This is a genomic window from Mycobacterium gallinarum, assembly GCF_010726765.1.
In the GTDB taxonomy this organism is placed as follows: domain Bacteria; phylum Actinomycetota; class Actinomycetes; order Mycobacteriales; family Mycobacteriaceae; genus Mycobacterium; species Mycobacterium gallinarum.
The window spans coordinates 2,548,051-2,566,975 of record NZ_AP022601.1; the positions used below are offsets into that span (position 1 = coordinate 2,548,051).

An 18,925-nucleotide genomic window follows, 5' to 3' on the forward strand; every position below is an offset into this window, starting at 1 on the left:
CCCACGATATAGTCCGGCCCATGCCAGTACCCGCTCCCAGCGAAGATGCCCGCGCCGTCGTCACCGGAGCGTCGCAGAATATCGGCGAAGCTCTGGCCCTCGAACTCGCCGCGCGCGGGCACCACCTGATCATCACCGCCCGCCGAGAAGACGTCCTGCGGACGCTGGCCGACCGGATCAGCGGCCAGTACGGCGTGACGGTCGAGGTGCGTCCCGTCGACCTCGCCGATCCCGCCGAACGCGGGAAGTTCTGTGACGAGCTGGCCGTCCGTAACATCTCGATCCTGTGCGCGAACGCCGGTACCGCGACGTTCGGACCCGTCGCTTCCCTGCCCGCCGATGGTGAGCAGGCCCAGGTGCAACTCAATGTCCTTGGGGTGCACGACCTTGTGCTCGCGGTATTGCCGGGAATGGTGGCGCGCAAGGCCGGCGGCATCTTGATCTCCGGTTCCGCCGCAGGCAATTCGCCGATACCGAACAACGCGACCTATGCGGCGAGCAAAGCGTTCGTCAATACGTTCAGTGAGTCGCTGCGCGGTGAACTCAAGCGCGACGGCGTGCACGTCACGCTGCTCGCTCCCGGACCGGTGCGCGAAACGCTTCCGTCGGAGACCGAACAGTCGCTCGTGGAGAAGCTGATCCCGGACTTCTTGTGGATCTCCACCGAGTACACCGCCAAGCTGTCGCTGGATGGCTTGGAGCGCAACAAGATGCGCATCGTTCCCGGTATCACCAGCAAGGCGATGTCGGTCGGCGCTGGCTACACACCGCGGGCGATCGTGACGCCGATCGTCGGCGCCGTCTACAAGAAGCTCGGCGGCGGCTAGCGCCTGCGGCGACGGCCCGTGCCGAAAATGCTGCGCGTGATCTCGCGGCCGATCACCGTGCCCGCCGAGCGCATCGCACTCTTGAACGCCGGACTGTCCATCACCTTCTCGAGCATTCCGGGTTCGGCAGTCCCCCGGCTCTTCACCTCGCCTGAGGCCGTCGCTCCCCCGACATCGACCGGGAGCGGCGGCGGCAGCTGCGGTTCGGCCGCCGGCGCGGGCGGTTCTGGCGGCGCCATCCTGGCCGACAGCCGCTCATAGGCCGAGTCGCGGTCGATCGTCTGGCCGTACTCGGCCTGCAGCGGGCTGGCCTTGGCGGCCGCACCGATCGCCTCGGACCCGATGGTGTCCATCAGCGAGCGCGGGGCCCGCATCCTGGTCCACGCCACCGGTGTCGGTGCACCGCTTTCCGAAAGCACGGTGACGATCGCTTCGCCGATGCCCAGCGACGTCAACGCCGTCTCCAGGTCGTAGACCTGAGTTTTCGGGTAAGTCCGCACCGTCTTCGACAACGCCTTCTGGTCATCGGGGGTGAAGGCGCGCAGCGCATGCTGGACCCGCGCCCCCAACTGCGAAAGCACCGCGTTGGGCACGTCGGTCGGCAGCTGGGTGCAGAAGAACACCCCGACACCTTTGGAGCGGATCAACTTGACGGTCTGCTCGACCTGTTCCAGAAAGGCCTTCGACGCGTCGCTGAAAAGCAGGTGGGCCTCGTCGAAGAAAAACACCAGCTTCGGCTTGTCGAGATCACCGACCTCGGGCAGCGTCGTGAAGAGATCGGCGAGCACCCACATCAGGAACGTCGAGAACATCACCGGCCGCGCCGCCTGCTCACCGACCTCGAGCAGCGTGATGACGCCGCGGCCCTGCGCGTCGACGCGCATCAGGTCCTCGGGCTCGAGTTCGGGCTCACCGAAGAACGTGTCGCCACCGTCGGCCTCGAGGTTGACCAGGGCCCGGAGGATGACGCCGGCCGTGGTCTTGGACACCGCGCCGAGTGCCTTCAGTTCGGGCTTGCCGTCGTCGCCGGTGAGGAACTGGATCACCGCACGCAGATCCTTGAGGTCTAGCAGCGGCAAGCCCTTCTGGTCGGCCCAGTGAAAGATCAACCCCAGCGTGGACTCCTGGGTTTGGTTGAGCCCCAACACTTTTGACAAAAGAATCGGGCCGAAACTAGAGATGGTCGCTCGCACCGGCACGCCGATTCCGCCGGTGCCGAGCGACAAGAACTCCACCGGATGGGCGGTGGGCGTCCAGTCGTCGCCGGTGTCCGTGGCGCGCTGCTCGGTCTTGTCGTTCGGCTCGCCGAGCGCGCACAGTCCCGACAGGTCGCCCTTGATGTCAGCCATCAGGCAGGGCACACCGGCCGCGGACAACTGCTCGGCCATCACCTGCAGCGATTTCGTCTTACCCGTACCGGTAGCGCCCGCGACGAGGCCGTGCCGATTGACGGTGGCCAACGGAATGCGGACCCGCGCCGTCGGGTCGCAGAGACCGTCGACGACGACCGTGCCCAACTCCAGGGCCGGGCCCTCGAACGCATAACCGGCGGCGATTTGCTGGGCTGCATTGACGCTCGACGCGTTGGTCATGGTCGCAAACAGTACTGTTGAGCGCTGTGCGTGACGAACTCGTGTGGATCGACTGCGAGATGACCGGCCTCGACTTGGGGACCGACCGGCTCATCGAGATCGCGGCGCTGGTGACCGACGCCGACCTCAACATCCTGGGCGAAGGCATAGACGTCGTCATCCACGCCGACGATGAGGCGCTGGCGTCGATGATCGATGTGGTCAGGGATATGCACGCCCGATCGGGCCTGACCGAGGAGGTGCGGGCGTCCACGGTCGACATGGCGGCCGCCGAAGAACTCGTCCTCGACTACATCCGCACGCACGTCAAACAGGCTAAGACGGCTCCGTTGGCCGGCAACTCGATCGCCACCGATCGTGGGTTCATCGCGCGGGACATGCCCAAGCTCGACGACTTCCTGCACTACCGCATGATCGACGTCAGCTCGATCAAGGAACTGTGCCGGCGCTGGTATCCCCGGATCTACTTCGGCCAGCCCGAAAAGGGTCTGGCCCACCGCGCCCTGGCCGACATCCACGAGTCGATCCGCGAGCTCAAGTACTACCGTCAGACGGCCTTCGTCGCCCCGCCCGGGCCCTCGACCAGTGATATCGCCGCGATCGCCGGTCAGCTAGGCCCGCCGAACGGCGACTCTGCGGATATCGATTCGGCTGCAGAGCGCCCGAGCGGCTAGTATCGACGACGCCGCAGATGCTGCGGCGATGGTGGCTGTAGTTCAGTTGGTAGAGCACCAGGTTGTGATCCTGGCTGTCGCGGGTTCGAGTCCCGTCAGCCACCCAAACAAGTCAGGGAGCGGAATCCGCTCCCTGACTTTTTTGTACGATCAGACGCTCGCGTTGCCCGACTTCCATTGGCTCCACGGAATGTTCCAGTCGCCCAGGCCGTCGGTGCCCGGAAGGATCGAGCCGACTGTGTTATTTATCTCCACGATGTCGCCGCGCTTGGAGTTGTCGTAGAACCACTGCCCGTTGCTCGTGCTCACGTTGATGCACCCGTGGCTGACATTGCTGTAGCCCTGGCTACCCACCGACCACGGTGCGGCGTGCACATAAATGCCGCTATAGGAGATCTGGGTGGCCCAGTCGACCTCGGTGCGGTAGCCGTTGGGTGAGTTCGTCGGCACGCCGTAGGTCGACGAATCCATCACCATGTGGGAGCGGCGGTCACCGACGATGTAGGTGCCGTTGTTGGTCGGCGTGCTGTTCTTGCCCATCGAGACGGGCATGGTCTTGATGACCTCGCCGTTGCGCGTCACCGTCATCGTCTTGGTGCTGTCGTCGATGCGGGTGATCACCTCGTCGCCGATGGAGAAGTGCGTGGTGATGTTCTCTTGGCCGAACAGGCCGTCGCCCAGGTCGACGCCGTAGGTGTTGACCGCCACCTCGACTTTGGTGCCCGGCTTCCAGTAATTCGCGGGCCGCCAACGTACTTCGCGATTGTTCAGCCAATAGAAGGCGCCTTCGACGGGCGGCGTGGTCGTGATCTTGATGGCCTGCTGGGCAGCCAGGCGGTTCGGGATGTTCTCGTCGAACTGGACGGCGACCGGCTGACCGATGCCGACGACCTCGCCCTCGCTGGGCACCACATAGGCCATCGTGAGGTTCTCCGGCGAGTGCGTCTCGAATGTCATCTGCCGAGAGGTGGCACCGCCCAGGCCGAGCGCCTCAGCGGTCAGCGTGTAGCGCTTGTTGTAACCGAGGGGCTCGGTGGTAGCCCACTGGAGGCCGTCCTTGCTCAGCTTGCCCTGCACGGGCTCGCCGTCCTCGTTGACCATGGAGACCGCGCCGAGCACGCCGTCCTCCGCCCCGACGGTCACCGGCGACGCGGCGCTCACCCCCACGTCCCCGTCCTTGACCGTCGTGGCCAGCTTGGGAATGAGCAGGTCGCCGAACGGCGTGCCCTTGTCGGCGATGACCTGAGGCTGCGGCGGCGCGGAATTGCTACTGCACGCCGACAGCCCAAGCACGATCGCGGGAATGAGCGCGATGACGGTCAGCCATCGACGATTGCGACGCGGACCGGCCACGGACCTGACCTGCCACATTGTTTGCTCCACCTCACGAATAGAAGAATCTCTGGGAATAGTCTAAGGGCACCGACGACCCGAGGCGCGACGACAGCGTCGCTCTCCAGCGGCGGGCGAGTAACGATTTCGCGCGCGCCGCGCGGCCTGTTATCGTCTCACACGCAGCGCCGTTAGCTCAGTTGGTAGAGCAGCTGACTCTTAATCAGCGGGTCCGGGGTTCGAAACCCTGACGGCGCACCAGCAAAATCCCTGTTGGGATTCCGGCGCAGACCCCAGCACCAGCCTCGCCGTCCACTGGCATCACGTTCACCTCGTCGCCGACGTCGTCAGCCGGATTCCAGTCGGACGAGTGAACAGTCGTCGGTGAAGGTGCCCGACGGCGTGAGACCCCGCAGTGTTTCGACGAGGACGTCCAGGGACGATTCGTGCAGCCGGGTGAACAGGTCTTTGAAATCCGTCGGGGACAACGGGTGCCCGTCGACGCAGGCATCCTCATAGGCGCCATCGCTGTAGAGAAGGATGCGGCAGCCCGGCGGCACGGCGTAGCTGCGCGAGGTGTAGACGGCATCGTCGAACATCCCGAGAGGTTTTCCAGCGGTGGACAACTCGGTGCTGGTGGCATCGGGACCGACGGCAATGGCCGGCGGGGCACCCGCGCTGGCGTAGCGAAGCGTGCGCGAGGACAATTCGTACACCCCGAACCACATCGTCAGGTAGTTCCCGTCGTGCTTGTCCATCTCGAAGAGCTGGTTGAGTTCGGCCAGCACCTGATCAGGGGCCAGCAGTGTCGTCAAGGGCAGGGAGCCCGAGCGCAACAGATTGTGCACCGACACCGACAACAGTGCGGGGCCGATACCGTGCCCGGAGACGTCAATCAGATAGGCGATCAGATGATCGTCATCGATCCACCGGTAGTCGAAGCTGTCCCCGCCAAGCTGCTGGGACGGCAGGTAGCGCGAGGACACTCGCACCGGCCCTTCCAGTTCACCCGGCAGGATCGACGAGACATAGGCTGATGCGCTGTCCAGTCCCGCCGTGAGGCGGCCGGTCTTCTGGCGGATCTCGTCGTTGGCCCGCTCCAGCGCGACTGTCCGGTCATGCACCCGTTGTTCGAGTTCGGAGTAGACCTGCACGTTTTCCATCGCGATCGACGTCGCATCTGCCAGGGCCTGCAGTAGGGAGACCTCCTGCTCGGAGGGCTGCCGCGCACACGCCCAGTAGTTGCCGATCGCCCCGATCGGGTCGAGCTTGCGGATGGGAACCATCACCAGGCTCTTGACGAATGTGGGCCGGTACGCCTCGTGGGGGACGCGGGCATCGCGATAGATATCAGGGATCACCGCCGATTCGCGGTTGAGCATCGCCCACCCGCTGACACAGGCCTCCAGGGGAAACCGGCTCCCCTTCCACAGCGGGGCGATCGCATCCTCGTCGGCGTAGTAGCACTTGTCATCGTCGCGCAACACGAAACTCGCACCGTCGCAACCGGTGAGTTCGCGAGCAGCGGTACGGACAATGCCCTGCACCTCCGACAAGCTTCGTGCCAGCGAGAGCTCCTGGACCGCTTGCACCAACCGCGCCATCCCACGGGCATAGGCGGTGTCGTCGAATTCGCCGCTCTCCGCGGGGAACCTGACGGGGAAAGTCTGAGCCTCCATGCCGCCCCTTCACTGATCCACCGATGGAGTGAGTCGGCGGGTGACCGGCGACCGGCGCCGTCAACAGTTCAATGTCCCATAAACGGCGTAAATACCGCAGGCGTGTTCCCGTATCGCCCCGCTTCGGCTAGGGCCGAGCCGTCGAAGGCCTCTCGATCCCGGGGGGACATCGACGCCGCGTATCGCGGAAGGCTATCGCCGGCGCCTTCAATTACCACATTCGGACGGTTGCGGCTTTCGTTTGCGTAAATATCCAGCACGGCTTCGAGCCTGCCAGCGCTATGTGTGCTGGAAGTTACAGAAAATCGGTCATCCTCGGGCTTGCGCAGGGCCGATGATCGTTGCGGAGGTAACTCTTTCCACAGATTGTCTCGGTTCAAGCTGCCAAAAGAGTGCCAATGATGTTAGAGTCCGCGTTAGCTGACGACGAGGGCAGCGGCCCGCTGTTGACAGCCGAAACCGAAGGACAGGGAATTAGCTGATGGCGCAGATTGGCGCAGCGTTCGCAGCTGGTGCGCACGGCGCGCACGGCGACGACGACGTAACTGGGCAGGGCCCGGTTGCGGTGTACAACTGCAGCCGTATCGGCCGTGTCGCCAATCCGCCGAGCTCGTGGTTCTCGGAACTGTTCCGCCCCGGCCGCCGGCGCTGAACTGAGCCGCCTCAGCGCCTGATCCGGCGCACGACGAGCACGATGACCACAGTTCCCACGCCTGCCAGCGAGATGGCCACCGGCGGCTTCTTGACGAACTGCACCAATCCAGCCTTGAGGTCGTCGGCCAGCCGACGTGGGTTGGCACGCTCAGCCAGGGAGTCGACCGTCAGCGCCAGCTGGTCGCGAGCCTGGTCGATCTCCTGCTTGATGGTGTCGGGGTCGCGGTCCGCCACATCCATCTCCCATACGCGTCAAGCCCTGCTCCAACTCCGGTGCCTTGCGCAACTACCCTAGATCAGCTCGCATCAATCGAAGTGCACCGGTCCATGAGAGGGGATCCGCTCACGTGTCACAGACTCCGCGACTCGAGGTGGGCGACAAAGCCCCCGCGTTCAGCCTGCCTGACGCCGACGGCAAGACCGTCAAGCTCTCCGACTACAAGGGGCGCAAGGTCATCGTGTACTTCTACCCCGCTGCCTCCACGCCGGGCTGCACCAAGCAAGCGTGCGACTTCCGCGACAGCCTCGGCGAACTCAACGGGGCCGGACTCGACGTGATCGGCATCTCTCCCGACAAACCCGAGAAGCTGGCCAAGTTCCGTGACAAGGAAAAGCTGACCTTTCCGCTGCTGTCCGACCCCGACCGCGAGGTTCTCACAGCGTGGGGCGCCTACGGCGAGAAGATGATGTACGGCAAAACCGTTCAGGGCGTTATTCGTTCGACGTTCGTGGTCGACGAGAAGGGCAAGATCGCCGAGGCGCAGTACAACGTCCGCGCCACCGGTCACGTGGCCAAGCTACGTCGCGATCTGTCCGTCTGACCCCAGGTTCGCCAGCAGCAGCGCCTCGGCGATCGCGGCCCGCTCCAGGACTCCCAGGTGCAGGCTCTCGTTGACGCTGTGCGCCTGTGTCGCAGGGTCTTCCACGCCGGTCACCAGGATCTTGGCCGACGGGAACGCCTCGGCGAACTCGGCGATGAACGGAATAGAGCCACCGATTCCGGTGTCGACGGGCTCGGCGCCCCACGCCTGCCGGAACGCCGCGCGGGCGGCGTCGTAGACGGCTCCGGTGGCGTCGATGGCGTACGGCTGGCCGACGTCGCCGGGGGTGACGGTCACCTGCGCACCCCACGGCGCGTTCCGCTCCAAGTGACGGGTCAGGGCCGCGAGGTGCTCCCCCGCGTCGCCGCCCGGCGCGACGCGCATGCTGACCTTCGCCCGCGCCCGCGGAATCAACGTGTTCGACGCCTTGTCGATCGGCGTGGTGTCGATACCGATCACCGTGATCGCGGGCTTGGCCCAAAGTCGTTGCGGCGCCGACCCGGAACCGATTTCGCGGACCCCGTCTAAGAGCCCCGTTTCCGCGCGGACCCGCTCCGGCGGATAGTCGACGTCCGCAGCGGCAGCTTCGTGCAATCCCTCGACGGCCACATTTCCCTCATCGTCGTGCAGACTGGCCAGCAGTCGCACCAGCACCGTCAACGCATCGGGGGCGACGCCACCCCACAAACCCGAGTGCAGGCCGTGATCCAACGTCGCGACCTCGACGACACAGTCGGCCAGACCCCGCAGCGACACCGTCAACGAAGGCACGTCGGTGCTCCAGTTGTCGGAGTCGGCGATGACGATCACGTCGGACGCCAGCGCCTCACGGTGTGCGGCCAGCAGTCGGGACAGCGACGGCGATCCCGACTCCTCCTCCCCCTCGACGAATACCGTGACACCGACGGGCGGGTTGCCACCGTGGGCCCGGAAGGCCGCCAGATGCGTTGCGATGCCGGCCTTGTCGTCGGCCGTGCCGCGTCCGTAGAGGCGTCCGTCGCGCTCGGTGGGCTCGAACGGTGGCGAGTTCCACTGTGTGTGGTCACCCTCGGGCTGAACGTCGTGGTGGGCATAGAGCAGCACGGTGGGCGCACCCGGCGGCGCCGGATGCCTGGCGATGACGGCGGGGGCGCCGCCCTCGCTGACGATCTGCACATTCTTGAAGCCCGCGTCCGACAACAGCTTTACCACTGCATCGGCGCTGCGCTGTACTTCACCACGACGGGCCGGATCGGCCCACACCGATTCGATACGCACGAGGTCTTCCAAGTCGCGGCGCACCGACGGCAACACGTCGCGCACCCGCTGCACGAGATCGCTCACCCTTCGAGGCTAGCTGGTCGCCAATCCTTGGTGAGCAAACGCAGATTGGCCCGTTAGGGTTGCGACTCCAATATGACGACCGCCGCCGCCGTATCGCCCTCGTGGGTCATCGACACGTGAATGACCACGTCCTTCAGGTGTTCACCGATTGCGCCGGTGAGGCGCACCTTGGGTCGGCCCCACATGTCGGTGACGACCTCGATGTCGCGGTGAATGCCCTCCGGCAGCATCGGCCGCTTGGCGAACCTCGACCCCGACCACGCCTTGATCACCGCCTCCTTGGCCGCCCAGCGCGCCGCCAGATGCCGCGCCGCCGACGAGCTCTTGTCGGCGGCGTCACGCCGCTCGCCGGGCGTGAACGTCTCGGCGAACACCGTTCCCGGCTGGTCGACCTGTTCGGCGAAGTCGGGGATGGAGACGAGATCGATCCCCACACCGACTACCGCCATGCGCAAGAACCTATCTCACTGCCCTGAGAGCAGGTACACATCGTCCTCACCGAGGCGCGAAGACTCGTCCAGAAGCATTGCTGCTTCCTGCCGCTTCTCCGCGACGTCTCCACCGAATCGCCGGTCGGCAGGCTTCTCGTACAGCGGCCGTCCACCCGCGATCGCCGACGCCAGTCGCAGCTGTCCGGCCAGCACGCGTGCCTCAGCCCTACGCTTGTAGTCCTCACGCTGATCAGGACTCAGCGCCGCGATGAACGCCTGCGGGTGCACCAGCGCCACCAGTCCGGACACGTGTCCGAAGCCGAGGCTGGTGATCAGACCGGCCTTCAACGGGAACTTGTCGCCGAACTTGAGGCTGTCGCGCAGCCAGACGAGGTGTCCGGCTCCGGACATTTCTTCGTCGACGCAGTCCAGGCTGCGGTTCGGCGGAATGACGCCGTCGCGCAGGATCTGGCACAACCCCATCATTTGGAACGCCGCGGCACCACCCTTCGAGTGACCGGTCAGGCTCTTCTGTGACACCACGAAAAGTGGCGCACCGGCCGACCGGCCCATCGAATCCGCAAGACGCTCGTGCAACTCGGTTTCGTTCGGATCGTTGGCCAGAGTCGAGGTGTCGTGCTTGGACACCACTGCGATGTCGTCGGCACCCACACCCAGCTTCGCCAGCGAACGTGCCAACTGCGATCCCTTGCCGCCACGACCAGCTGCCAGCGCACCGAGCCCCGGAGCGGGGATCGACGTGTGCACACCGTCACCGAAGGACGACACGTAGGCCACGACGGACAACACCGGCAGACCCATCTTCAGCGCCAGGTCACCGCGGGCGAGCAGGATCGTTCCGCCGCCCTGTCCCTCGACGAACCCGAGCCGGCGACGGTCGTTGGCGCGCGAGAACTTCGAGTCGCTGATGCCCTTGGCCCGCATCATCTCGGTGTCGGCTGTGGCCGACATGTCACCGAATCCGATGATGGCTTCCAGCGTCAGGTCGTCGTAACCGCCAGCCACCACGAACTCGGCCTTACCGAGGCGGATCTTGTCCACACCTTCTTCGACCGAGATCGCCGCGGTGGCGCATGCGCCCACCGGGTGGATCATCGAGCCGTAACTGCCGATGTAGGACTGAACCACATGTCCTGCAATGACATTCGGCAGAACCTCCTGCAAAATGTCGTTCGGCTTGTTCCGGCCGAGCAAGTTGCCGTGGTACATGGTCTGCATCGACGTCATTCCACCCATGCCGGTGCCCTGCGTGCTGGCCACCAGGCTGGGGTGGACCCAGCGCATCAGCTCGGTAGGAGTGAAACCCGCGGACAGGAAGGCATCGACGGTCGTGACGAGGTTCCACAGCGCCAACCGGTCGATCGACGACACCATGTCCGCGGGGACGCCGTACACCATCGGATCGAAGCCCGTCGGGATCTGCGCGCCCACCGTGCGGGACAGCTTCGTCTTGCGCGGCACGCGAATCTCGGTGCCCGCCTTGCGGGTCACCTGCCAATCACTGCTGTCCGGCACCGGCGCGATGACCGTGTGCTCCGGATCGAATTCCACGAACGGCCGGGCCTCGGCCTCCGACGACACGACGAACGTGAAGTCCTTGTCGAGGAAGACCGAAACCATGATCGGTGAAGCGTGATCCGGATCGATCGCACCGTCGTCGACGAACTCGCGGATGCCGACCCGCTCGATCACCGCGTCGTGATAACGCTCCACCAGCTCGCCCTCGTCGACCAAATCGCCGGTCTGGACGTCGTACCAACCCGGGGTGGGATCGTCCTCCCACTTGACCAGGCCCGTGGTCCACGCGAGCTCCAGCACGCCGGCCGCCGACAGCTCGTTGTCGACCTCCATCTCGAGGCGGGTGCGTGACGAACCATAGGGTCCGAGCTCGGCGCCGCCGACGATCACCACCAGATCGGCGGGGTCGACATCGAGGTTGTCCCATTCCGGCGGCGGCGCAGCCCGGTAGCCACGCGGCGGGGATGGCAGCGCGCGGATCGTGCCGGCATCGTTGCCGTCGGCGTCGTCGCTCTCGGCTCCGCCGGCCGCCTGCTGGTCGCGCGCGTTGGCGGCCAACTCGGCCAGGTCCAGCTCGACCTCGGCCAATCCGCCGGTCAGGTCCGCCTGTAGCGGCTCGCGTGCAGCGGCCACCTTCGACTCGATGTCGCACAGATCGAGCAACATCTTCGCCATCTCGTCGGTGGTATATGTCGTCACTCCGGCTTCTTCGACGGCGTCGACGATGGCGTCGTTGTGACCCATCAGTCCGGTGCCCTTGGTCCAGCCAATCAGCGCGTGCGCCAGCGAAACCCGCTGTGCCCACGACGACTCGGCCTTCCACCGGGTGACCAACGCGTCGAGCGCGGACTTGGATTCACCGTAGGCACCATCACCGCCGAACATCCCGCGGTTGGGCGAGCCCGGCAGCACCACGTGCATCCGCGCCGCGATGTCGCGTTCCGCGCCGACGTGCGACAGCCCGCCGATCAGCCGCTGAACGGCCCACAGCAAGACCTTCATCTCCATCTCGGCGCGCGATCCCGCGTCCGACAGGTCGCCGGCCACCCGCGGCGCCGCGAATGGGAACAGAAGCGTTGGTGTCAGCGCATCCTTGAGGTGAATGGACTTCGGCCCAAGGCTTTCAGTCTGTTCCGTACCGACCCACTCGACGAGCGCGTCGATGTCGCTGTAGGACGCCATGTTGGCGGGCACGACCCAGAGCTTGGCTTCGAACCTGGCGTTGTCCCGGTACAGATCGCGGTAGAACGCCAGCCGGGTGTCGTCGAGCTTGGACGTGGTCGCGATGACCGTCGCCCCGCCGTCGAGGAGTTGGGCCACTACGGATGCCGCGATGGAGCCCTTCGATGCACCGGTCACCACCGCGACCTCGTCGGTGTAGCGCCCCTTGCCCGGGTTCTCCGCGCCTGCGGCCGCGCGGCCGTACAGCGACGCGTGAATGTTGCGGCCCGCCGCCAGCGCCTTGCCCTGCCACCAGGTGGCCTGGGTGCCGACGATGTGGCCGGCGCCTTCGAACCGCTCGGAAAGACGCTGCCAGTCGGCGTCGATCTCGCCCTCGTCCAACAACCAGAACCTGGCCAGATCCTCACGTGCGCTGGCCCAGCGGTCGTCGAACACCACTGCCTTGCGGCCGTCGAATGTCGGAGCGACCAAACGTGGCCAATCCGAACCCAATTCGGCAGTTACCAGATCGATGAGCTCCGCATCCGTCGCTTCCGGCGCGCTGACCGGCGTCTCCAGGCCGAGCTGCCCCAGGATCAGGCGCGCCGCCGAAGCGAGTACACCGTTGGGTCCGGTCACCTGTTGGGCGAACTCACCGAGTGCCGCGGAGTCCACGACGCCGCCACCGCCACCGGCTGCCGCGGGCAGCGTGACGGCCACACCGTGGCGTGAACCCACCGCCGACACCGCGGCGTCGATGACTTTGTCGACGGAAGCCGCGTCCGCAAGCGCGCCTGCGTGCAAGCCGCCCAATTCACCACCGCGCACGCTGGAACCCTCGCGAGTGCCCAGCGCCACCTCGACCGTGACGTGCTTGACCCAGCCGTCACCAAGCTCCCAAGTCTTCTTGACTCGCTCGGCGATGTAAGCGGGCCGCTTGCCGGACGGCCCGAGGACCGTACGAAGCTGGTCGTTGATGGCGTCGGAAAGCACTGGGCCGTAAGGCTTGTACGTACGGGCCAGCTTGGTGACCTGACCCTTCAGCCCGGCGAGGTCGGCATCTGCGGCACCGTCGATGGCACCGAGATTCAACTCCGAGCCGAGGTCGACGAGCAGCTGGTTGCGCCGCGACGACGCCCCGTCGGTGATCGACTCGATGGAGTCCAGCGGCTCGATCTGATCGATGCGCATCTTCGCCGACAGCGCGATCAGCGCCGTGGTGGCGTCGGCCGCGTCGTAGACCAGATCGTCGGGGCGCGGAGCGCCGGCAGGCGCGACATTGGAGCTGGGCCCACCCGTCGACACGGCAGCGGCGGCGGGGGCGGGTGCGGCCTCGACCGGCGCGGCGGACTCCACGGGCGCGGGCGCCGTGTCGGCACCGTCGTCCGCATCGAGATCCGGCTCGGGGTCGGTGTCCGTGGCGAACAGCACCGCGGCGTCGCGCTCCGAGTTCAGCACCTCGGTCGTGTTGTGCGAGTACTCCGGGAGCTTGAGCGTGTTGGTCGCCAGGCCCGCGACGGTCGGCGCGGATTTCACACCGATCTCCACGAACCGCTCGATGCCCAGACCGCCCGCGGCCTCCTCGATGAAGAGCAGGTCCTGAGTCTCGATCCAGCGCACCGGGCTGGCGAATTGCCATGCCAGCAGCTCGATCACGACCTTGCGCATCAGATCACTCGGCTTCTCGTTCCGCCAGGTGTCGTAGTCGGCAAGGATCTCGTCGAGCGGTTCGGCGGGCACCAGATCGCGGATCTCCTGAATGAAGTCCTTGTCCAGGGTGAACGGCCGCGGCACCAGGTTGGGGATGTACTTGCCGACGATCAGGTCGGGATCCGCACCGCGGGGCATGACGCGCTCGAGCGAGCGGCGGAAGTCGGCGACGCCGACCCGCAGCACGGACGAGTGGAACGGCACGTCGATACCGGGCACCAGGATGAACGAGCGCTTACCGCCGCTGATCTCGCGACGCTTCTCGACCTCTTCCTCGAGCACCTCGAGCCCGCGCACCGTCCCGGCGATCGCGTACTGCGAGCCACGCAGGTTGAAGTTCACGATCTGCAGGAATTCACCGGTGCGCTCGGAGATCTCTTCGATGAAGCCGGGGACGTCGTCGTCGTCGAGATCGATCTGCGACGGCCGGATCGCAGCCAGCCGGTAGTTGGACCGGCCCAGGTGGTCGCGAGGAACGATGTCGTGCATCTTGCTGCCACGGTGGAACACCACCTCCAGCAGTGCCTCCAGCTCGTAGACACCGCTGACACAGGCCAGGGCGGTGTACTCGCCGACGGAGTGCCCGCACGCCAGCGCACCCTCGACGAACGCACCCTGCTCACGCATCTCGGCGACCTGGGCGGCCGCCACCGTCGCCATGGCGACCTGGGTGAACTGCGTCAGGAACAGCACGCCGTCGGGGTGGCTGTAATGCACACCGCTGGCGATCAGGCTGGTCGGGTTGTCGCGCACGACGTGCAGCACCGAGAAGCCCAAGGTCTCGCGGGTGAACTTGTCGGCGGTGTCCCACACCTTGCGCGCGGCCTTGGACCGGGAGCGAACCTCCATGCCCATGCCTTTGTGCTGGATGCCCTGGCCCGGGAACGCATAGACCGTCTTCGGGGCGGCCAGTTGCGCCGTGGCCGACATCACAAGCTCGTTGTTGACGCGCGCGGCGACCTCGACGATCTCTGCGCCACGGTCGATTCCGACACGGTCGACGCGGAAGTCGATGTCGTCACCGGGCAGCACCATGCCGAGGAATCGCGACGTCCAGCCGACCACACGAGCCGGCGGGGCGGCCTTGCCGTCGGTGGCGGCCACAACGTGCTGCGCGGCGGCCGAGAGCCACATCCCGTGCACGATCGGCGATTTCAGGCCGGCCAGCAGCGCGGCCGCCCGGTCGGTGTGGATCGGGTTGTGGTCCCCGGACACCACCGCGAAGGCGCGCATGTCGGTCGGCGCGGCGACGGTGACGTCACGACGGCGGCGACGCGGCGTCTCGGTCGCGTTGTCGGTGATCGCACCGCCGGCGCGCGGCGGGTCGCTGAGTTCGACGGCGCCCGTGCGACCGCGGATCGCGAACCGCTCTTCGAGTTTCGCCAGGGTGGTGCCGTCGGCATCGGTGACGTCGACTCTCACCGGGACAACGCGTCCGTACTCGGTGTCGAAGGCGGCCGAACTCGTTGCTGTGACCGTCAATTGGGCCGTCGTCTTCGGCATCGGAACGAGCAGGTGCGCAGCGTGGTCCAGGTGCACCAGGCTCAGCAGACCCTCGATAACGGGGATTCCGTCGTCCGTGACCGCGGCTCCGATCGCTGCGAAAACCGCGGGCCAACAATGGCCTACGAGTGCGTCCGGCACCAGCGTGAGACCCGGCGCCAACGGCGCCCCGAAGGTCGCGGTGACGCCGGTGTGGTCGGCGACCTCCTCCGGATCCCATTCGACGGTGACCGATGCGGTGTTGTCGTGCACCGGTGGCAGCGCGTCGGGGCCATCGACACCTGCGGCGATCGCAAGGACAGAACGCATCGCTTTCGACGCGTCCTCGACGGTCACGACCGGCATGCCGCCGTTGACGGTGCAGGACGGGAGAGTGAAGCGGATGTCGATCCAGATGTCGCTCAGCGGGACACTCAGGGTGACAGTCCCGGCATTCGGGCCGTCGGCGTTCAGCTCGAGCCGTGCGCCGGTGGACGGGTGTGTGGCACTGCGGTTTTCGTTGGCCTGCCACTCATCCGATGCGCCGATGCGGTGTACCGGATTGATGGCGGTACGGCCTGCCCACAGCACGTCGGGCGAATCGAGTACGACCGCGAGGGCACCGGTGACGTCCTCGCGGGCCTGGCGGCGCGACACCACCGGCGTCGGCTCGGCGCCCGAGGCGACCAGCGCGTCGATCGACGCCTGCTCGAAGCGGTCCAGCAGTTCGCCGACCGGCTCGTCGACCCGCGTGATCCCGGCGACCGCCTGCGTGCCGGGGATGATGCACACCTCGTCGGCGGTGTAGCGCGCGTCGTGGGCCTGCCACAACGAGTCGCTGCGCCACCAGCGGCGTACGTCCTTGTCGATGACCGGCACGAAGTTGACGGGCTTGCCCGGCGTCTTACACAGCGTGATGAAGAACGGCACATCGGCGGGGTGCAGCTTCAGGGTCCCGGCATCCGGGTAGCGCTGCAGCAGCCGATCGATCGCGGTCTGCGGATCCTCAAGCAGCGCTTGGCCTTCGGCGGTATCCGCGAAGAGAGTCTCGATCGGGCCGGAGTCCTGCGGATGAAGTCGCGCCTCGACTCGCTTGAGCATGTCGGCGAACCGGTCCCGCCATGTGTCGGCGATCCACGGGCTGCCCGGCGTTGCGGTGTCGGCGGTGCTGTCGCCGTCACCGATCGCCAGCTCGACGTAACGGTTCAGCCACTGCAGGTAGGTCATGCCGCTGACGTCGCCGAAGTAGGGCTTGGCCGTGTTGGCCATCGCCGCGATCAGCTCGTCACGACGGGCCGCCACGGCATCCGCGTCGCCGGCGACCTCGTCGAGCAGCCTGCCGCACCGAGAGGCGGCGTTGTCGATCTCGTGAATGTCCGCGCCCAGCTGGCTACGGCTGGAAGCCATGCCGCCGTTGGCTTTTCCGGCGCTGATCCAGTGATCGGTGCCGGTCGTCTCGACCAGCATCTGCTTGACGGCCGGCGAGGTGGTGGCCTCCAGGGTCGCCATGGCCGCGGTACCGACGAGAATTCCGTCGACCGGCATCTCGGGGAAGCCGTAGGCCTTGGCCCATGCGCCCGAAAGGTAGTCGGCCGCTCGTTCGGGCGTCCCGATGCCACCGCCGACGCAGATGGTGATGTTGGACAGTTTGCGCAGATCCGCATAGGTCGCCAGCAGCAGGTCGTCGAGGTCCTCCCACGAGTGATGACCACCTGCGCGTCCGCCCTCGATGTGGACGATGACGTCCTTCCCGGGGACCTCGGCGGCGATGTTGATGACCGACTTGATCTGGCCGACCGTGCCCGGCTTGAACACGACGTGGCTGATGCCGACGGTATTCAGCTCGTCAATCAGCTCGACGGCTTCCTCGAGATCGGGAATGCCCGCGCTGACCACAACGCCGTCGATGGGAGCGCCGGACTGACGCGCTCTCTGCACCAACCGCTTGCCGCCGACCTGCAGCTTCCACAGGTAGGGATCCAGGAACAGCGTGTTGAACTGCACGGCGCGGCCCGGCTCGAGCAGGTTGGTGAGCTCGGCGATGCGGTCGGAGAAGATCTCCTCGGTGACCTGACCGCCACCGGCCAGCTCGGCCCAGTGGCCGGCGTTGGCGGCCGCGGCGACGATCTTGGCGTCGACGGTCGTGGGCGTCATACCCGCCAGCAGGATCGGCGACCGGCCGGTCAGGCGGGTGAACTTGGTGGACAGCTTCACGGAGCCGTCGGGCAGCTCCACCGTGGTCGGCGCGAAGCTGGACCACGGGGGCAGCACCTCGGGCTCGGCGCCGACGGTGAACAGGTTGCGCTGACCGGCGCGGGTGGCGGCGGGAACGATTCCGACGCCCAATCCCCGGATGACGGGCGCGGTCAGGCGAGTCACGGTATCGGCCGGGCCCAGGTCGACGATCCATTTGGCGCCCGACTCGTGCAGCCGCTCGATCTCGGCCACCCAGTCGATGGGACGGACGAAGATCGCCTCGGTCATCTCGTGCGCCATCGCGGCGTCGATACCGCACCTCTCGGCCCAGCCCTCGACGACCGCGACGCCGTCGGCGAGGCGCGGGGTATGGAAGCCGACCTCGACCTGCACTCCGTGGAATTCGGGTGCGAACACCGCTCCGCCGCGCAGCTTGTTCTTGCGCTCGGCCTCTTCCCGTTCGGTGATCTTGCTGCAGTAGAGCTCGAATCGACCCAGTTGCTCCGGCGTCCCGGTGATCACCACGGAGCGCCTGCCGTTGCGAATCGACAGCACCGGCGGAAGCACGGTGCGGACATCCGTACTGAATTCCTCGAGCAGCTCACGCATGCGGTCGGGGTCGACGTTGGTCACCGACACCATCGGCGTCTTGTTGCCGCGACCGACCATGCCCCGTCGTCGGGACATCAACGAACCGGCGGCGCCGATCAGTTGCAGCAGAGCCAGCAGCTCGGCGTCCTTGGTGCCCTTCGCCCGCAGCGATTCGCAGGCCATGATGCCCTGCGAGTGGCCCGCCATCGCGACCGGCGGGGTGTTGTACAGATCCAGGCCCTGCCTGGTGAGCGCGCGGATGGCGGCCATTTGGGCAAGCAGGATGCCGGGGCCCGAGATCGCCGCGGTGACGAGTTGTTTGGTGGCGGGCAGCGACTCCTCGGCGGCCAGGGCCCGCACCCACTGCATCGGCTCGAAGCCGATCGGCCGCACGACCACCAGCTCGCGGGCGACGGGCTGCAGCAGCAGCTCGGCCTCGCCCACGACTTCACTGAGCTCGGACTCGATGCCAGCCGAGCTGACCAGTTCTTCGAGGTTCTCCAGCCACGCGGCGCCCTGCCCACCGAACGCGACGGCGTAGGGCTCACCGGCGTTCAACCGATCGACGAGCGCATGCGCGGAGGGGCGGGCCCCCGGGCGCTCGGTGGTTGACTCTGCCGGCACCCGGTGCTGCTCGTTGATCGTCACGTCTTTATTTCTCCCTCGGTGCTATCTGCGCGTATCGCTCGTCGTCTGTGGTGGCTGTGGCGTCGCTAGAAGCTGACTGGCCCGCGCTCCCCTGCGGGGACCATGCGATTCGGCGTCGAATCCCGACTTGTTCATCCGGTCCAGCGGACATCCCAGCCGTGCTAAGAGTGTCATAAGAGACGACACCATTTTCGCGCCCGAAATGGTTACTAGCGAGTTCTACGCACGGGTAACCGTCTCTGAGATAACGCGCGCCCTCCAACCG

The 18,925-nt window shown here is 66.4% G+C and carries 11 protein-coding genes and 2 tRNA genes; 6 read left to right on the plus strand and 7 right to left on the minus strand.

What is annotated here, in order from left to right:
* Positions 1 to 20 precede the first annotated feature (20 nt).
* Positions 21 to 827 (plus strand): mycolate reductase, encoded by an 807-nt coding sequence (gene cmrA, locus G6N42_RS12345; protein ID WP_163729849.1) that lies wholly within the window; start codon positions 21 to 23, stop codon positions 825 to 827.
* Here cmrA and G6N42_RS12350 read toward each other — a convergent pair.
* On the minus strand, positions 824 to 2,419 hold the full coding sequence (locus tag G6N42_RS12350; RefSeq protein WP_163729850.1) for a helicase HerA-like domain-containing protein: 1,596 nt from the start codon (positions 2,417 to 2,419) through the stop codon (positions 824 to 826). The genes cmrA and G6N42_RS12350 overlap by 4 nt on opposite strands.
* A gap of 26 nt (positions 2,420 to 2,445) precedes the next feature.
* On the opposite strand from G6N42_RS12350, the gene orn reads away from it, so the two are divergent.
* Together orn and G6N42_RS12360 are read left to right on the plus strand one after the other, a co-directional pair.
* Positions 2,446 to 3,093, plus strand: a complete 648-nt coding sequence (gene orn, locus G6N42_RS12355; RefSeq protein WP_163729851.1) for an oligoribonuclease — start codon at positions 2,446 to 2,448, stop codon at positions 3,091 to 3,093.
* A gap of 31 nt (positions 3,094 to 3,124) precedes the next feature.
* A tRNA-His gene (locus G6N42_RS12360) sits at positions 3,125 to 3,197 on the plus strand.
* Between the two features lie 46 nt (positions 3,198 to 3,243).
* Here the strand turns inward: G6N42_RS12360 and G6N42_RS12365 are convergent.
* Positions 3,244 to 4,464, minus strand: a complete 1,221-nt coding sequence (locus G6N42_RS12365; protein ID WP_163729852.1) for a L,D-transpeptidase — start codon at positions 4,462 to 4,464, stop codon at positions 3,244 to 3,246.
* A gap of 146 nt (positions 4,465 to 4,610) precedes the next feature.
* Here G6N42_RS12365 and G6N42_RS12370 point away from each other — a divergent pair.
* A tRNA-Lys gene (locus G6N42_RS12370) sits at positions 4,611 to 4,686 on the plus strand.
* An 86-nt stretch (positions 4,687 to 4,772) separates the two neighbouring features.
* Here G6N42_RS12370 and G6N42_RS12375 read toward each other — a convergent pair.
* Positions 4,773 to 6,104 (minus strand): PP2C family protein-serine/threonine phosphatase, encoded by a 1,332-nt coding sequence (locus G6N42_RS12375; RefSeq protein WP_163729853.1) that lies wholly within the window; start codon positions 6,102 to 6,104, stop codon positions 4,773 to 4,775.
* 481 nt (positions 6,105 to 6,585) lie between these two features.
* Here G6N42_RS12375 and G6N42_RS30950 point away from each other — a divergent pair, with 481 nt between their 5' ends.
* A complete protein-coding gene (locus tag G6N42_RS30950; RefSeq protein ID WP_174262065.1) occupies positions 6,586 to 6,756 on the plus strand; it encodes a hypothetical protein in 171 nt (56 codons plus the stop codon).
* A gap of 11 nt (positions 6,757 to 6,767) precedes the next feature.
* Here the strand turns inward: G6N42_RS30950 and G6N42_RS12380 are convergent, their stop codons facing one another.
* Positions 6,768 to 6,992: a DUF3618 domain-containing protein gene (locus tag G6N42_RS12380; RefSeq protein ID WP_163729854.1), complete on the minus strand. Its 225-nt coding sequence runs from the start codon at positions 6,990 to 6,992 to the stop codon at positions 6,768 to 6,770.
* Between the two features lie 113 nt (positions 6,993 to 7,105).
* Between G6N42_RS12380 and bcp the strand changes: the two genes are divergently transcribed.
* The gene (bcp, locus tag G6N42_RS12385) at positions 7,106 to 7,579 is read left to right on the plus strand and encodes a thioredoxin-dependent thiol peroxidase (protein WP_163729855.1); all 474 of its coding nucleotides are present in this window, start codon (positions 7,106 to 7,108) and stop codon (positions 7,577 to 7,579) included.
* Here bcp and G6N42_RS12390 read toward each other — a convergent pair.
* The 3 genes from G6N42_RS12390 to G6N42_RS12400 are packed head-to-tail and all read right to left on the minus strand — an operon-like array spanning position 7,556 to position 18,660.
* Entirely contained in the window at positions 7,556 to 8,902 is a 1,347-nt protein-coding gene (locus G6N42_RS12390; RefSeq protein WP_163729856.1) for a dipeptidase, read from the minus strand. The genes bcp and G6N42_RS12390 overlap by 24 nt on opposite strands.
* Before the next feature lie 53 nt (positions 8,903 to 8,955).
* Entirely contained in the window at positions 8,956 to 9,351 is a 396-nt protein-coding gene (gene acpS, locus G6N42_RS12395) for a holo-ACP synthase AcpS (RefSeq protein ID WP_163729857.1), read from the minus strand.
* 15 nt (positions 9,352 to 9,366) lie between these two features.
* A complete protein-coding gene (locus G6N42_RS12400; RefSeq protein WP_163729858.1) occupies positions 9,367 to 18,660 on the minus strand; it encodes a type I polyketide synthase in 9,294 nt (3,097 codons plus the stop codon).
* Positions 18,661 to 18,925 lie beyond the last annotated feature (265 nt).

Excerpts from the sequence above, each read along its gene's own strand:
- acpS (WP_163729857.1), bottom strand. The coding sequence starts at position 9,351 with ATGGCGGTAGTCGGTGTGGGGATCGATCTCGTCTCCATCCCCGACTTC.
- G6N42_RS12365 (WP_163729852.1), bottom strand. The coding sequence starts at position 4,464 with ATGTGGCAGGTCAGGTCCGTGGCCGGTCCGCGTCGCAATCGTCGATGG.
- G6N42_RS12375 (WP_163729853.1), bottom strand. The coding sequence starts at position 6,104 with ATGGAGGCTCAGACTTTCCCCGTCAGGTTCCCCGCGGAGAGCGGCGAA.
- cmrA (WP_163729849.1), top strand. The coding sequence starts at position 21 with ATGCCAGTACCCGCTCCCAGCGAAGATGCCCGCGCCGTCGTCACCGGA.
- G6N42_RS12350 (WP_163729850.1), bottom strand. The coding sequence starts at position 2,419 with ATGACCAACGCGTCGAGCGTCAATGCAGCCCAGCAAATCGCCGCCGGT.
- G6N42_RS30950 (WP_174262065.1), top strand. The coding sequence starts at position 6,586 with ATGGCGCAGATTGGCGCAGCGTTCGCAGCTGGTGCGCACGGCGCGCAC.